This is a genomic window from Mycobacterium sp. NGS11 (assembly GCF_059813315.1).
This window is the reverse complement of record NZ_JCALEJ010000024.1, coordinates 42812-56448: the sequence shown is the minus strand read 5'-3', so window position 1 is coordinate 56448 and position 13637 is coordinate 42812. Positions and strand designations below refer to the sequence as shown.

Genomic DNA, 13637 nt, shown 5'->3' with positions numbered 1-13637 from the left:
GAGGGTAAATGGGCGCCTATCGGACTGTGGTGGTAGGAACCGATGGCTCGGACTCGTCGATGCGCGCTGTGGAGAAGGCGGCGCAGATCGCCGGAGAGGACGCCAAGCTGATCGTGGCGTCGGCATATCTGCCCCAACATGAGGACGCCCGGGCGGCCGACGCCCTGCGGGAGGAAAGCTACAAGGTTTCGGGCACCGCACCCATTTACGCGATTCTGCGCGACGCCAAGGACCGTGCCCACGCCGCAGGCGCGAAGAACATCGACGAGCGACCCGTTGTCGGGGCGCCGGTCGATGCGCTGGTGCAGCTCGCCGAGGAGGAGCAGGCCGATCTACTCGTGGTCGGCAACGTCGGCTTGAGCACGATCGCCGGTCGGCTGCTGGGATCGGTGCCGGCCAACGTCTCGCGTCGGGCCAAGACCGACGTGTTGATCGTGCACACCACCACGTAGCACCGCGCTACCAGCCCCGCTCGCGCCATTCGCTCAGGTGGGGGCGCTCGGCGCCCAGCGCCGTGTCGTCGCCGTGGCCGGGGTAGATGACGGTTGAGTCGTCATACACGTCGAACACCCGGGCGGAGACGTCCTCGATCAGCTGGCTGAAATCACCCGGCTGCCACGTCTTCCCGACGCCGCCGGGGAACAGGCAGTCGCCGGTGAACAGCTGCGTGACCCCGCCGGTCGCGGGCCCGTCGAGCGCCAGCGCGATCGAGCCCGGGGTGTGCCCGCGCAGGTGGATGACGTCGAACGTCAGCTGGCCGAGGCGCACGGTGTCACCGCCCGCCAGCAAACGATCCGGCTTGACCGGCAGCGGCTCCGCGTCGATCTCGTTGGCCGCGGTCGGCGCCCCGGTGGCGGCCGCCACCGCCTCCAGCGCCTGCCAGTGGTCGAAATGCTGGTGGCTGGTCACGATCAGGGACAGCTTCGGCGCGTGCTGCTGGATCAGATCGAGCAGCACGTCCGCGTCGTTGGCGGCGTCGATCAGCAGACTTTCGCCGGTAGCGGAACACGTGACCAGATAGGCGTTGTTGTCCATGGGGCCCACCGAGACCTTTAGGATCGTGGCGCCGGGTAGGGTCCGGCGGGCCGCGGTACCGGGCTCAACGTGTCCGGTGTAGTTGTCGTCCACTGCAGTCATACCGGTCACGCTACTGGTCAAAACTCGCTTGTCGGTGTGGGCACATAGCATGGAATGCGCCGTGCGCAATTCCGGTTCGGGATGCACACGGGGCTACCAGGAGGCCACGAGAAGTTGCCGGAAAGTTCTGAGAGGGGCAGCGTTGGCTGACCGTCTGATCGTCAAGGGCGCCCGCGAACACAACCTGCGCGGCGTCGATCTCGACCTGCCCCGCGACGCGCTGATCGTCTTCACCGGGCTGTCGGGTTCGGGAAAATCGTCGCTGGCCTTCGACACGATTTTCGCCGAGGGGCAGCGCCGCTATGTGGAGTCCCTGTCCGCCTACGCCCGCCAGTTCCTGGGGCAGATGGACAAGCCGGACGTGGACTTCATCGAGGGGCTGTCCCCGGCGGTGTCCATCGACCAGAAATCGACCAACCGCAACCCACGCTCGACCGTCGGGACCATCACCGAGGTCTATGACTACCTGCGGCTGCTCTACGCGCGGGCGGGTACGCCGCACTGTCCGATCTGCGGCGAGCGAATCGCCCGCCAGACCCCGCAGCAAATCGTCGACCAGGTGCTGGCGATGCCGGAGGGCACCCGCTTCCTGGTGCTCGCGCCGGTGGTACGCACCCGCAAGGGCGAGTTCGCCGACCTCTTCGAGAAGCTCAACGCCCAGGGCTACAGCCGGGTGCGGGTCGACGGCGTCGTGCACCCCTTGACCGATCCGCCGAAGCTGAAGAAACAGGAGAAGCACGACATCGAGGTGGTGGTGGACCGCCTGACCGTCAAGGCGTCCGCCAAGCAGCGGCTCACCGATTCGGTGGAGACCGCGCTGAACCTGGCCGACGGCATCGTCGTGCTCGAGTTCGTCGACCACGAACACGACGCGCACAACCGGGAGCAGCGGTTCTCCGAGAAGCTGGCCTGCCCCAACGGGCACGCCCTGGCGGTCGACGACCTGGAACCGCGGTCGTTCTCGTTCAACTCGCCCTACGGCGCCTGCCCCGAGTGCAGCGGCCTGGGCATCCGCAAGGAGGTCGACCCGGACCTGGTGGTGCCCGACCCCGAGCGCACCCTGGCCGAGGGCGCGGTGGCGCCGTGGTCCAACGGCCACACCGCGGAGTACTTCATTCGGATGATGGCCGGGCTGGGCGACGAGCTGGGCTTCGACGTCGACACCCCGTGGCGCAAGCTGCCGGCCAAGGCCCGCAAGGCGATTCTCGAGGGCTCCGACCACCAGGTGCACGTGCGATACCGCAACCGGTATGGCCGCACCCGGTCCTACTACGCGGATTTCGAAGGCGTGCTGGCTTTCCTGCAACGCAAGATGGCCCACACCGAGTCCGAGCAGATGAAGGAGCGCTACGAGGGCTTCATGCGTGACGTGCCCTGCCCGGAGTGCGACGGCACCCGGCTCAAGCCGGAGATCCTGGCGGTCACGCTGACCGCGGGGGACCGGGGTGCGAAGTCCATCGCCGAGGTCTGCGAACTGTCGATCTCGGACTGCGCGGAATTTTTGAACCGGCTCACCCTCGGCCATCGCGAGAAGGCGATCGCCGGGCAGGTGCTCAAGGAAATCCAGTCACGGCTGGGGTTTTTGCTCGACGTCGGGCTGGAGTATCTGTCGCTGTCGCGCGCCGCGGCCACCCTGTCCGGTGGTGAGGCACAACGCATTCGGCTGGCAACCCAGATCGGGTCCGGTCTGGTCGGTGTGCTGTACGTGCTCGACGAACCGTCCATCGGGCTGCATCAGCGCGACAACCGTCGACTCATCGAAACCCTCACGCGGCTAAGGGGTTTGGGCAACACGCTGATCGTCGTCGAGCACGACGAGGACACCATCGCGCACGCCGACTGGATCGTCGACATCGGCCCGCGCGCCGGCGAGCACGGCGGCGAGATCGTGCACAGCGGCACCTACAGCGAGCTGCTGGCGAACGACGATTCGATCACCGGCGCCTACCTGTCCGGCAAGGAACGCATCGAGATGCCCGCGAAGCGCCGCGCGGTGGACCGCAAGCGTCAGCTGACCGTCGTCGGCGCCCGCGAGCACAACCTGCGCGGCATCGACGTCTCGTTCCCGCTCGGCGTGCTCACCTCGGTCACCGGGGTGTCCGGATCCGGCAAATCCACGCTCGTCAACGACATTCTGGCCGCGGTGCTGGCCAACCGGCTCAACGGCGCGCGCCAGGTCCCCGGCCGGCACACCCGGGTCACCGGGCTGGACCACCTGGACAAGCTGGTGCGGGTGGATCAGTCACCGATCGGCCGGACGCCGCGGTCCAACCCGGCCACCTACACCGGGGTGTTCGACAAGATCCGCACCCTGTTCGCCGCCACCACCGAAGCCAAAGTCCGTGGCTACCAACCGGGCCGGTTCTCGTTCAACGTCAAGGGCGGCCGCTGCGAGGCGTGCACCGGCGACGGCACCATCAAGATCGAGATGAACTTCCTGCCCGACGTGTACGTGCCCTGCGAGGTCTGCCATGGCGCTCGATACAACCGGGAAACGCTGGAGGTGCACTACAAGGGCAAGACCATCTCCGAAGTGCTCGACATGTCCATCGAGGAGGCCGCGGAGTTCTTCGAGCCGATCACCGGCATCCACCGCTATCTGCGCACCCTGGTCGACGTCGGGCTGGGATACGTGCGGCTCGGCCAGCCCGCGCCCACGCTGTCCGGCGGCGAGGCGCAGCGCGTCAAGCTGGCCGCGGAACTGCAGAAGCGCTCGACCGGGCGCACCGTGTACATCCTCGACGAGCCCACCACGGGCCTGCATTTCGACGACATCCGCAAGCTGCTGAAGGTCATCAACGGCCTTGTCGACAAAGGCAATACGGTCATCGTCATCGAGCACAACCTGGACGTGATCAAGACCTCGGACTGGATCGTGGACATGGGCCCGGAAGGCGGCGCCGAGGGCGGAACCGTTGTCGCGGAAGGAACCCCGGAGGACGTCGCGGCCGTGCCCGAAAGCTATACCGGGAAATTCCTCGCCGAGGTGATCGGGCGCACCCCCGCGTCATCCAGTGCGCCGCCACGATCGAACAGGCGTCGCAAAGTCACCGCCTGAGTCGGCTCAACCCTCGTCGGGCCGCATCGACTCCCGGATCTGGGCGAGCCGCTCGGCCGCCGCGCGCTGGCGTTCGTCGTACTGTTCCTGCACCGACCGGCCCTCGGGTGATTCCGCGTCGAGTTCGGCGGCGCCCTGCGCGGTCGCGTAGCGGGACTCGATCTGGTCGCGCACCGACTCGAAGGTCGGCACACCGGCGTCGTCGTATTCCGGGACGGGCCCGGTGGAGCTGGAAGCGGATCCTTCGTCGGGCATGCCGCCACGCTATAGCGGCTGGCGCTCGAAGTACCGAACCATCTGTTGCCAATACACCAGCGTCAGCGCCATCTGTACCGCGACCGCGATCAGCGCCGGCCGCAGCCGATGCCGGCGCGCGGCGAACAGCGCTATCAGCGCGGCCGCCGACGCCGCCGCGCTGACCGCCATCGCCGCGTCGCGGGGCCGACGGCTGATCCACAGCTCTTCGCCCAGCATCGCGCGCGTCGACCATGCGCGTCGATGCGCGGGCTTGCCGAATACCAACGGATTTACCGTCAGCCACAACGCAATCCACACCGCATGCGCCCATCGCCGCGTCCAGATCGGGACCAGGATCAGCGGTGTGCTCGCCCATCGGCTCCATGCGCTGCACGGATGGCAGTGCCGAGCGAAGACGGCACGCCGGACGCGCGCGACGGACAGCGCAGGCACTATCGGGTGTTGGAGTGCTCGGCCGGGACGACCACCGGGGTGCCGACGGCGGGCGCGGACGCGGCGGGCAACGGCGTCCGCGGTATCCCCGGAGTGCCCAGCTCGCCGGCGAGCCAGGGCAGCGACGTCGCGAACACGCGGTCCGCGAACGGCCAGTCGTGCTTGCCGGGCTGGGGCACCACCGCGCAGTCGATTCCGTTGGAGCGGCCCAGCGCACAAAGCGAATAGGCCGCCGCGGTCTGATTGCCCGGATTGGCGGCCGCGTCGCGCCCGGCGACGCGGATCGCGCCGCTGTCGGCCAGCTGGAGGTCGCGCCGTGCGGCGGGCGGGCCGTCGGACGAGATCGCGAACCAGCCGGCCACGTCGCGGTAGGGCCCGTGCCGGTTAATCACCGTGCTCGGATCGAAAGCCGCCCAGGCGTCGGCGTTTCCGCCGAACAGCCTGGCGATGGTTTGGGCCTTGTTCCCGGCGTTGGGGAAGAAATCGCCGGCCACGTCGACGAACGCGCTGAACATATCGGGGTGCATGACGGTCAGGTCCACCGCGCAGGTCCCGCCCATCGACCAGCCGGCGACGCCCCAGTTGGCCCGCCTCGGGCTGACGCCGAAAGTCGAAATCATAAAAGGCACAACATCTTTGGTCAGATGGTCGGCAGCGTTGCCGCGAACACCGTTGACGCATTCGGTGTCGTTGTTGAACGCGCCGCCCGAATCCACGAACACCAGCACCGGCGCCTTGCCGTCGTGCGCGGCCGCGAAGTCGTCAATCGTCTTGACCGCGTTGCCCGCTCGGGTCCAGTCCGCCGGCGTGTTGAACTGCCCGCCGATCATCATCACGGTCGGCAGCGGCGGAGGCGGCGTGGTGGCGAACCACTCGGGCGGCAGGTAGACCAGCTCGCCCCGGTGTTTGAAGTGCGATCCGTCGGAGGGGATCGCCACCGGCACCACGGTGCCGTGCGGCGGCCGGGTCCCCTTGGCGGCCATGGCGGTAACGGTGGCCTGATCGGTCTGATCGGGCAGCGGGCCCGACGTCAGCTGGCTCCACGCCGATTGCACGGTGGGGAAGTAGCCCACCCAGAGGTTGAGCATCAGAGACGTGCTGAGCAGGCACAGTGGCACGGCCAGCACCGCGGCGCCACGCCGCCAGCGGCGCGCGGTGCGCCAGCCCAGGACCAGCACCGCCGCCGCCATGCCCGTCAGCGCGATCCAGATCCACAGCGCCGCCGGGGCGGGGTCATCGGAAAGCCCGCGGTCGACGATGTACCAGTGCGTGAGGTAGGCCGCGACCCCGCCGGCCAGCGCGGCCCCCGGCAGCCACACCGTGCGCCACCGGCGCGACCGCCAGCCGATCGCCGACGTCAGCATCACCGCGGCGAGCACCTGGACCGTCGCGGGCACCCAGCCGTGCATCAGCGAGGTGTGGCTACTTGCCAGGAACTGCGCGGGCGCGCTGTCCATCGGGGCTGTCACGTGACTCATTGTGATCTATCGGTAACCTGCCCGGAACCTGTTTGCCGAATGTTCGCTTTGGGCTTTCTGGACGGATGTGGCCGCCGCTAATGCGGTTTGGCCAGCGGGAATGGCAACGTCTCGCGGATGCTGCGTCCCGTTATGAGCATGACGAGCCGATCGATGCCCATCCCGAGCCCGCCGGTGGGCGGCATCGCGTATTCCATCGCCTGCAGGAAGTCTTCATCGAGCTCCATCGCCTCGGGATCGCCGCCGGCAGCTAACAGCGATTGCTCCTGCAGGCGGCGGCGCTGCTCGACGGGGTCGGTGAGCTCGCTGTAGGCGGTGGCCAGCTCGACGCCCCACGCCACCAGGTCCCACCGCTCGGCGACGCCCGGTTGGGTGCGGTGCGGCCGCGTCAACGGCGACACCGACGTCGGGAAGTCGATATAGAACGTCGGCTCCTCGGTCCGGTCCTCGACCAGGTGCTCGTACAGCTCCAACACCACCGCGCCGGCATCCCAGTGCGCCCGATAGGGAACGTGCGCGGCGTCGGAGAACTTCCGCAGGACCGACAGCGGAGTGGCCGGGTCGATGCGCTCGCCCAGCGCCTCGGACACGGCGTCATGGACGGTCTTGACCGCCCACACCCCGGAGATGTCGACCGGTTCCAGCCGCCCTTCGGCCCCGGCGCGCAGCACGGTCTGCTCGCCGTGCGCGGCCTGGGCGGCATTCTGGATGAGCTCGCGGCATCCGTCGATCCACACCTTGTAGTCGGCGTGCGCCTGGTAGGCCTCCAGCAGGGTGAATTCCGGGTTGTGGCTGAAGTCGACACCCTCGTTGCGAAAAGCCCGGCCCAGCTCGAAGACTCGCTCGACGCCGCCGACACACAGCCGCTTCAGGTAGAGCTCCGGCGCGATGCGCAGGAACAGGTCCAGGTCGTAGGTGTTGATGTGCGTGACGAAGGGCCGCGCGGTGGCCCCGCCGTGGATCTGCTGCAGGATCGGGGTCTCGACCTCGATGAAGTCCCTGGCGAACAGCGTCTGCCTGACCGAGCGCAACACCTCGCTGCGCGCCTTGATCAACTCACGCGACTCGGGATTGACGGCCAGGTCGACGTAGCGCGTCCGCACCCGCGCCTCCGGGTCGGTCAGCCCCTTCCACTTGTTCGGCAAAGGCCGCAGGCACTTACCGATCATTCGCCAGTCGGCGACGATCAGCGAGCGGCTGCCCTTCTTGGAAAAGCCCATGTGGCCGGACACCTCGACCAGGTCGCCCAGGTCGATGGCCGCGGTGAAGTCGGCGGTCCGGCCCCGCTGCAGCTGCGAATTGTCCAGCAGCACTTGCATTTCCCCCGACCAGTCGCGCAGGTGGGCGAACAGCACCCCGCCGTAGTCACGGATCCGCAAGATCCGGCCCGAGACGGTGATGTCGGCGTCATCGTCTGCGTCGAGCGCCCTGGCGACGGTGTGGCTGGGCGGAGCTCCGACCGGATACGCGTCGACCCCCTCGCGCTGCAAGATCTTCAGCTTGGCCAGCCGCACTCGAACCTGTTCGGGCAGGCGGGACCTGAACTCCTCCTCGTCGGCGGACTCGCGGCGCTCCCGCAGCCCGCTGACGTCCGGGGCGCTGCCGTCGTGATGGAGCAGCCCGGATTCCGCCAAGCGCGGCGGGACGGCGGGGTAGTGGCCGGTGTGCGTCTTGCGCCGGCCGAACGGCAACACCAGGAAGCCCTCCGCGAGGGCCGAAGCGACGCCGACCCGGGGAATCAGGCGGGCGTCCTCGTAACAGGCGTAGCGCGGCACCCACTCCGGTTGGTATTTCATGTTCGAGCGGTAGAGGGTCTCCAGCTGCCACCACCGCGAGAAGAAGAGCAGCAGCCCCCGCCACAGCCGGGCGACGGGACCGGCGCCGAGCTGAGCGCCCTGTTCGAACGCCGAGCGGAACATCGCGAAGTTCAGTGAAATGCGGGTGATGCCAAGGGCTTCGGCGCCCAATGCCAGGTCGCTGACCATCAGCTCGATGGTGCCGTTGGGGGATTGCGGCGAACGACGCATCAAGTCCAGGGAAACGCCGGTGGTGCCCCAGGGAACCAGCGACAGCATCGCCACGACGTTGCCGTCGCGGTCCAGCGCTTCGACCAGCAGGCAGTCCCCGTCGGCGGGATCACCGAGCCGGCCCAGGGCCATGGAAAAGCCACGCTCGGTCTGGGTGTCCCGCCAGGCGTCGGCGCGGGAGATGGTGTCGGCCATCGCGTCAGCGGTGATGTCGCGGTGCCGCCGGATCCGCACGGTCAGCCCCGCCCGGCGGGCCCGGGTTACGGCCTGACGCACCCCGCGCATGTCGGGCCCGGACAGTTTGAAATCGGAAGTCCGCAGGATGGCTTCGTCGCCCAGCTCGAGCGCGTTCAGACCGCCTTCGCGATACGCCCGCGCCCCCTGGGTGCTGGCGCCCATCACACCGGGCGCCCAGCCGTAGGTCTGGCACAGACCCAGCCAGGCGTCGACGGCCTGCGGCCACGCCCTCGGATCACCGATCGGGTCGCCGCTGGCCAGGCAGACGCCGATCTCGACCCGGTAGGTGATCGCGGCGCGCCCGCTCTGGGCGAAGACCACCGACTTGTCGCGGCGGGTGGCGAAGTAGCCCAGCGAGTCGTTCTTGCCGTACAGCTCGAGCAGCCCGCGGATCGCCGATTCGTCCTCACCGGTCAACGCGTTCTCCGCGCGCTGGGATTGGAACAGCACGATCGTCGCCACGATCAGCGCCAGCGCACCGAACAACCCGAAGATCGCGTTGAGGAACACGTGCGGCCGGCCGGTGAACAGATCCGGATCCGCCAGCGCGAAACCGACCACCCGGTTGGCCACGTAAGGCAGGCGGTCCTGGCGGGCGAGGGTGCCCGGAAACAACTCGACCAGACCCCAGGACACCAGAATCCCCACCACGTCGCCGGCGACCAGTACCGCGGCGGCCTTGACCAGAGCGCCCTTGCGGACCTTGGCCCAGAACTCCCGGTAGGCCAACACCAGCAGGACGATCGCCACGATATGCAGGGCGAACCCGAGGTTCTCGCCGAAGATCTGGGCGGCGGTGTTGTCGCCCGCGGCGATGTCGGCGGCGTTGAGCGCCGCGGCCAGAATCATGTTGGCCAGCAACAGCACCCAGGCGATGCGCTTACGCGCGGTCAGGGCCGCGGCCAGCAGGGCCAGGATGAACGACCACGCGATGCTGGTGTCCGGGAAGTTGAAGAGATAGTCGTTGATGAACTCGCGCGGCACTTTGATCAAGTACCTGATCAGCGGGGACACGCTCCCGAGCAGCGAGACCGTGGCGATGACGCCCACGGTCCACCCCGCCGCCGCCGGCACCCAGCGGTACCGCGAGTTCGACCGACCGCCGGGTCCCACACGCGGCCCCGAACGAGGAGATGCGAGAGTCACAGACCGCGAGGATATGCGCTCAATCCGGGAAAAGCTTGTGTAACCGTTAAGTGTGGCGGGCACTAGTTGGACACGTTTTCGGACCCGGCCCCGGCCGGTTCGGGCCCGTGCGCCCGGCCGAAGTGCTAAGCGGCACCTCAAGGCTGCTAAACTAGCGCCTGCGACCATCCCGGCGAATGCCAGGAACAGTTAAGTGGAGTCCCACTCCCACCGCGAGCCGACGAAATCCCTGTGCGGATCTTCGAAGGTTTGGCGGTCCGGTCACAGGCATCGCGGATGCCTGTTCCGCGGGCAACGCGGGCGGCTCGAGTAGTTCCAGCCGCGATCGGTCGGCATTGGGCCCTGCTGATGCAGGGCTTTTTTGCTAGTGGTGTGGTGTCTCCGCCGCTGATTCCCGGACCGACCCAGGCAGTCGTCACCGCAGGACATAGAGAAGCCCAACAAGGGAGGCCCCATCAGCACTGAGACCCGCGTCAACGAGCGCATTCGCGTACCTGAAGTCCGGTTGATCGGCCCAGGGGGAGAGCAGGTAGGCATCGTGCGCATCGAAGACGCACTGCGCGTCGCTGCGGACGCCGATCTCGACCTCGTCGAAGTTGCCCCTAATGCCAGACCCCCGGTCTGCAAGATCATGGACTACGGCAAGTTCAAATACGAAGCGGCGCAAAAGGCGCGCGAATCCCGCCGGAACCAGCAGCAGACCGTCGTCAAAGAACAAAAGCTGCGACCGAAGATCGACGATCATGATTACGAGACCAAAAAGGGTCACGTCATCCGCTTCCTGGAAGCGGGATCGAAGGTGAAGGTCACCATCATGTTCCGCGGACGTGAGCAGTCGCGGCCCGAGCTGGGCTATCGATTGCTCCAGCGCCTGGGTGCGGACGTGGCCGAATACGGCTTCGTCGAAACGTCCGCCAAGCAGGACGGCCGCAACATGACGATGGTGCTGGCACCGCATCGCGGCGCGAAGACTCGCGCCAAGGCGCGGCATCCGGAGGGACCCGGGGCCGGCCCGGTCCCGGACGATGCGGCCGCCGAAGCCGAACCTTCGTCGAACTGACCCACGCGAGACTCCGTAAGAGCTCGAGTACTCCACAGAACAGAGGAAACATGCCCAAAGCCAAGACCCACAGCGGGGCGTCAAAGCGGTTCCGGCGCACCGGTACCGGCAAGATCGTGCGCCAGCAGGCCAACCGTAGGCATCTGCTCGAGCACAAGCCGACCAAGCGGACCCGCCGCCTCGACGGCCGGACGACGGTGTCGGCCAACGACACCAAGCGTGTTAACAGCCTGCTGAACGGCTGACCACCACGCCGGCCAGACCCGTAATTGCGAGCTCGCACGGCGACCCGACCAACTAATTTGTGAACGAGAGTAGGAACATCCAATGGCACGCGTGAAGCGGGCGGTCAACGCCCACAAGAAGAGGCGCAGCATCCTCAAGGCCTCGAAGGGCTATCGCGGCCAGCGATCCCGGCTCTACCGCAAGGCCAAAGAGCAGCAACTTCATTCACTGAACTACGCCTACCGCGACCGTCGCGCGCGCAAGGGCGAGTTCCGTAAACTGTGGATCTCGCGGATCAACGCGGCGGCACGCGCCAATGACATCACCTACAACCGGCTGATCCAGGGCCTCAAGGCCGCCGGTGTGGAAGTGGACCGAAAGAACCTGTCCGACATCGCGATCGCCGACCCGGCCGCGTTCACGGCGCTGGTCGACATCGCGCGGGCGGCACTGCCCGAGGATGTCAACGCTCCCTCGGATTCGGGAGAAGCGGCCTAACTGCGCGCGGACCGGCCAGGTGCTGACCGAACGTTCGGCCAGGGTCGCCGCGGCGGTCAAGCTGCACCGCCACGTCGCCCGCCGGCGGGCGGGCCGGTTCCTCGCCGAGGGCCCCAACCTCGTGGCGGCCGCCGCCCGCCGCGGGCTGGTTCGCGACGTCTTCGTCACCGAGGCCGCCCAGCAGCGTCATGCGTCGCTGCTGGCGACCTTGGATTCCGCGCGGTGCCCGGTGCACCCGGTCACCGAGCGCGCGGCGAAAGCGTTGTCCGACACCGTCACCCCGGCCGGGCTGGTCGCCGTGTGCGAAACGCCGGCCACCCGCCTTCAGGACGCGCTGGCCGGCTCGCCTCGGCTGGTCGCGGTCGCGGTCGAGATCAGCGAGCCGGGCAACGCGGGCACCCTCATTCGCCTCGCGGACGCGATGGGTGCGTCCGGCGTCATCTTCGGCGGCCACAGCGTCGACCCGTACAACGGCAAGTGCCTGCGCGCGTCGGCGGGCAGCATCTTCTCGCTTCCGGTCGCCGTCGCGCCCGACACGGCCGCCGCCCTCGACGCGGTGCGTGCGGCGGGCCTGCAGCTGCTCGCCACCACCGTGGACGGTGAGACACGGCTCGACGAGGCCGCCGAACTGCTCGGCGCGCCGACGGCGTGGCTGTTCGGCCCCGAATCACACGGTCTGCCAACCGAAATCGCGGCGGTGGCCGACCACCGGATGCGCATCCCCATGTCCGGCGGCGCGGAGAGCCTGAACGTGGCGTCGGCCGCGGCCATCTGTCTGTATCAGAGCGCGCGGGCGCTGGGCCTGCCTACGCGGCCTTAGCCGGCCGTTTGGGCCTGCCCCGCCCGGCGCGCAGGCCGGCCAGCGACAGGGTCGTGTGCACCAGGGAACCCGCGCGTTCCATCAGCGCGCGGGCGGGTTCGAGTGGCGACCTGGGCGGCGGCGGGAAGTAATGCATCGGCAGGCCGCGCCGGTCGCGCGGCGGCGCCATGAACGGCGGCGCCTCGACCAGCGGGGCGTCGCTGGGCAGCCGTCCCTCGGCGCGCCGGTAGGCCGCCAGCGCGCGCGGGTGCAGCCGGATCTCGTCGGGCACCGCCAGGAAAGCCAACTCGACGGCCTTGCCGAACAGCCGCAGCAACACCTCGTCGCCCGGGGTCCAGCGCATGCCGGCCTTCTCGCGCACCGCCGGTTCGAAGAGCCCGGCCGCGATCCAGCGCTGGCCGGCGACCAGCGGCTTGAAGAGCTGGTCCCAGATCGGGGTGGGGACCAGGACGAACTTCGGCTTCGGGATGCGTATCTCGAAGATGTCCAGTGTCGCCCGGTTGATCTCCAGCTCCTCGCGGCAGACCCGCTCCCAGTACTCCTGGAATTCCTCCCACGATCCGGGCACCGGCCGCATGCTCATCCCGTACATCCGGTACCACTGCACGTGCTCGGCGAACAGCTGCCGCTTCTCGGCTTCGGTCAGACCGCCGCAGAAGTATTCGGCCACCTTGACGATCAGCATGAAGAACGTGGCGTGCGCCCAGTAGAAGGTCTCCGGGTTGAGCGCGTGATAGCGCCGCCCTGCGGCGTCGGTCCCCTTGATGGTGTGGTGGTAGCTGGTGATCTGGCGTCCGGTCTGCGATGCCCGGTCGCCGTCGTAGACGACGCCCATGATCGGGTAGACCGACCGCGCCACCCGCTGCAGCGGCTCCCGCAGCAGGATCGAATGCTCCTCGACCGCCGCGCCGAGTTCGGGATACATGTTCTGGATCGCCCCGATCCAGACGCCCATCATTCCGGTGCGCAAATCGCCAAAGTACTTCCAGGTCAGGGAATCTGGGCCGAGCGGATCGACGGCTTCCGACCCGGAAGCGTGCACAGTGCCAGTCATCGCGGCCTCCTGCTCCAGTTGCGCTCACGATAACTTTGACAACGAACGTTGTCTATGATTTCGGGGATGTGTTCGCTCGGGTGTTATCGAGCTTCCACATCGGTGTGGCGCCATCGTGATCAGGCGCTTTGATGCGAGATGTGACACATCCGCCGGACCCGGCCGGGACCGTCGTTGCCTGCCTTCGACGAAACCAAATAACCTGGC

General features: G+C 68.0%; 12 protein-coding genes. 6 read left to right on the top strand and 6 right to left on the bottom strand.

The genetic code is table 11. From position 1 onward, the window contains the following. Nucleotides 1–8: 8 nt before the first annotated feature. Nucleotides 9–452 (top strand): universal stress protein, encoded by a 444-nt coding sequence (locus AC5Y4T_RS21220; protein WP_499921818.1) that lies wholly within the window; start codon nt 9–11, stop codon nt 450–452. 7 nt (nt 453–459) lie between these two features. Here AC5Y4T_RS21220 and AC5Y4T_RS21215 read toward each other — a convergent pair whose 3' ends face one another. Next, on the bottom strand, nt 460–1137 hold the full coding sequence (locus tag AC5Y4T_RS21215; protein WP_499921816.1) for an MBL fold metallo-hydrolase: 678 nt from the start codon (nt 1135–1137) through the stop codon (nt 460–462). Nucleotides 1138–1279: 142 nt separating this feature from the next. On the opposite strand from AC5Y4T_RS21215, the gene uvrA reads away from it, so the two are divergent. Then, nucleotides 1280–4195, top strand: coding sequence for an excinuclease ABC subunit UvrA (gene uvrA, locus AC5Y4T_RS21210; protein ID WP_499921814.1), 2916 nt, complete (start codon nt 1280–1282; stop codon nt 4193–4195). 6 nt (nt 4196–4201) lie between these two features. Here the strand turns inward: uvrA and AC5Y4T_RS21205 are convergent, their stop codons facing one another. From AC5Y4T_RS21205 to lysX, 4 genes are all read right to left on the bottom strand, one after another. Beyond that, nucleotides 4202–4450, bottom strand: a complete 249-nt coding sequence (locus AC5Y4T_RS21205) for a hypothetical protein (protein ID WP_499921812.1) — start codon at nt 4448–4450, stop codon at nt 4202–4204. Nucleotides 4451–4459: 9 nt separating this feature from the next. Next, nucleotides 4460–4885, bottom strand: coding sequence for a DUF6653 family protein (locus tag AC5Y4T_RS21200; RefSeq protein WP_499921810.1), 426 nt, complete (start codon nt 4883–4885; stop codon nt 4460–4462). Then, nucleotides 4885–6363, bottom strand: coding sequence for an alpha/beta hydrolase (locus AC5Y4T_RS21195; protein ID WP_499921809.1), 1479 nt, complete (start codon nt 6361–6363; stop codon nt 4885–4887). The genes AC5Y4T_RS21200 and AC5Y4T_RS21195 overlap by 1 nt, the downstream gene beginning before the upstream one ends. 77 nt (nt 6364–6440) lie before the next feature. Beyond that, nucleotides 6441–9773, bottom strand: a complete 3333-nt coding sequence (gene lysX, locus AC5Y4T_RS21190; protein ID WP_499949221.1) for a bifunctional lysylphosphatidylglycerol synthetase/lysine--tRNA ligase LysX — start codon at nt 9771–9773, stop codon at nt 6441–6443. A 454-nt stretch (nt 9774–10227) separates the two neighbouring features. Here lysX and infC point away from each other — a divergent pair, with 454 nt between their 5' ends. The 4 genes from infC (at nt 10228) to AC5Y4T_RS21170 (ending at nt 12376) form a co-directional block, all read left to right on the top strand. Beyond that, a complete protein-coding gene (gene infC / locus AC5Y4T_RS21185) occupies nt 10228–10833 on the top strand; it encodes a translation initiation factor IF-3 (RefSeq protein WP_499921844.1) in 606 nt (201 codons plus the stop codon). A 50-nt stretch (nt 10834–10883) separates the two neighbouring features. Further along, nucleotides 10884–11078, top strand: a complete 195-nt coding sequence (gene rpmI, locus AC5Y4T_RS21180) for a 50S ribosomal protein L35 (protein WP_066882282.1) — start codon at nt 10884–10886, stop codon at nt 11076–11078. Nucleotides 11079–11160: 82 nt separating this feature from the next. Beyond that, nucleotides 11161–11556: a 50S ribosomal protein L20 gene (gene rplT / locus AC5Y4T_RS21175; protein ID WP_007776071.1), complete on the top strand. Its 396-nt coding sequence runs from the start codon at nt 11161–11163 to the stop codon at nt 11554–11556. 19 nt (nt 11557–11575) lie between these two features. Continuing rightward, nucleotides 11576–12376 carry a TrmH family RNA methyltransferase gene (locus AC5Y4T_RS21170; protein ID WP_499921805.1) on the top strand — a complete coding sequence of 267 codons (801 nt, stop codon included), beginning with the start codon at nt 11576–11578 and terminating at the stop codon, nt 12374–12376. On the opposite strand, the gene AC5Y4T_RS21165 is transcribed toward AC5Y4T_RS21170, so the two are convergent. Continuing rightward, complete coding sequence (locus AC5Y4T_RS21165; protein ID WP_499921803.1) at nt 12363–13430, bottom strand: oxygenase MpaB family protein; 1068 nt, start codon at nt 13428–13430, stop codon at nt 12363–12365. The two genes, AC5Y4T_RS21170 and AC5Y4T_RS21165, sit on opposite strands and share 14 nt — an antisense overlap. Between the last annotated feature and the right edge of the window lie 207 nt (nt 13431–13637).